At 66.0% G+C, this 2,068-nt stretch carries 2 protein-coding genes; both read right to left on the bottom strand.

Annotated elements, in window-relative coordinates; genetic code table 11:
• A partial coding sequence (locus tag VF497_RS14450) for an alpha/beta hydrolase (RefSeq protein ID WP_330889923.1) occupies positions 1–851 on the bottom strand: 851 nt, incomplete at its 3' end.
• A 104-nt stretch (positions 852–955) separates the two neighbouring features.
• On the bottom strand, positions 956–2,068 hold a 1,113-nt coding region (locus tag VF497_RS14445), incomplete at its 5' end, for a molybdopterin dinucleotide binding domain-containing protein (RefSeq protein ID WP_330889921.1).

Here is a 2,068-nt window from a genome sequence, read left to right as displayed (position 1 = left end):
GGCGCGGTGTCCTTGCCGATCGCGGTGGTGTCCTTGTCGCCGACGAACAGCAGTGTCGGCGGCTTGATCTGCTCGAATTCGTAGAACACCGGCTGGGTCGCGATCATGTCGTAGAGCCGCGCCGAGCTCGATGCCACGGCGGCACGGCCCTCCCCGCGATACATGCCGGCGAGCATCTGCACCCATGTCTCATAGGACGGATCCCAGGTGTCGGCATAGTAAGTCGCGCGCTCATAGGCGCGGATGCTGTCTGCGGTGACACGGGTCTCGCGCTGCATCCAGCCGTCGAGGCTGAGCCATGGCACGCCCTTGGTCTTCCAGTCCTCGAGCCCGATCGGATCGACCAGCACCAGGCGGTCGGTGGCGTCCGGATACATCAGCGCGTAGCGCATCGCCAGCATGCCGCCGGTCGAGTGGCCGACCATGATCGAATGTTCGATCCCAAGCGAAGCCAGCAGCGCGCGGCTGTTGCCGGCGAGCTGCTGGAAGGTGAACTGATAGCGTTCCGGCTTACTGGACTTGCAGAAGCCGATCTGGTCCAGCGCGATCACGCGATAGCCAGCACTGCTGAGCGCCTTGATGGTGCCGTCCCAGGTGGCGGCGCAGAAGTTCTTGCCGTGCAGCAGCACCGCGGTCTGCCCGTTCGGCGTCGCCGGCTTGACGTCGAGATAGGCCATGTCGAGCTCCTGCCCCTGCGAGCTGAAGCGATAATGCTCGACCGGATAGGGATAGTCGAAACCCTGCAATTCCGGCCCGTAGGCCGGCTCGGCGGCCGATTGTGCCGATGCATTGGACGCAGCGAGCGTGACGGTTGCGGCGACGGCAAGGTGAAGCAGGGTCTTCAGGTGCATCTCGGCAAATCCAGAACTCAAGGACGACGTCGTGATGCCGTAGCCGAACGGTCGGGCGCCATCCAGCGCCCCAGCGATGATTTGTTCGTGATCCGGCGATGAAATTACGCCGGATCGAACGCCCGGATCGGCGGCAGATTGCCGTTGAAACGCTCCACCTCGACGGTCGTCAGCTGGCCGGTGCAGCCCTGCGCGAAGGATGAGGTACCGATGTCGCGGGTCAGCACGTTCGGATTGCCGTGCACGCAGAGCGGGGACTCCTCCTCGGGGTCCATCGGGTCGTACCAGGCGCCGGTCGGCAGCTGCACCACGCCGGGCGCGATGCCGTCGGTGACATGCACTGCGGCGAGGCAGGCGCCGCGCGCGTTGAAGATGCGGATGATGTCGCCATCGACGATGCCGCGCGCCTTGGCATCGTGCGGATTCATGCGTGCGACCTCGCGGCCGCGGTGCTTGGCGTCGAGCGAATGGCCGCCGAAGTCGAGCTGGCTGTGCAGGCGCGTCACCGGCTGGTTGGCGACCAGGAAGCACGGCGTATCAGGCTTTGGCGTGTCGGTCTTCTCCAGCCAGACCGGATGGCCCGGACAGTCCGCATCGCCGTGATCGGCGATCTTCTGCGAGAAGATCTCGATGCGGCCGCTTCGGGTCGGCAACGGCCGCGCCACCGGGTCCTCGCGGAAGCGGCGCAGCGAGCCGCCGTCGTCGAGATGCTGCGGCACGACCAGGCTGCCGCGTTCCCAGAATTCGGCGAAACTCGGCGCCTCGAGCCCGCGTGCGGCGAGCGCCTTGCGGGTCGGCTCGTAGAGATGTTCCAGCCATTGCCGCGACGTGCGGCCTTCGGTGAAGGGCTCGCGGGCCCCCAGCCGCTCGGCAAGATCAGCGAAGATGTCGTAGTCGTCGCGGGCGAGGCCGAACGGCTCGGCGATCCGGTGCATGGCGACCATCAGCGGATCGTTGCTGGAATAGCCGATGTCTTCACGTTCAAGCGTCATGGTCGCGGGCAGCACGATGTCGGCATGGCGCGCGGTGGCGGTCCAGGCGAGCTCGTGCACGACAAGCGTGTCGAGCTTCGCAAACGCCTTGCGCAGGCGGTTGAGGTCCTGGTGGTGGCGGAACGGATTGCCGCCGGCCCAATAGACCAGGCGGATATCCGGATAGGTGCGTGTCTCGCCATTGTAGCGATAGGTGGTGCCGGGATTGAGCAGCATGTCGGCGAT

Source organism: Rudaea sp. (genome assembly GCF_036383415.1).
Lineage (GTDB): Bacteria > Pseudomonadota > Gammaproteobacteria > Xanthomonadales > Rhodanobacteraceae > Rudaea.
This window is presented reverse-complemented; position numbering and strand designations above follow the sequence as displayed.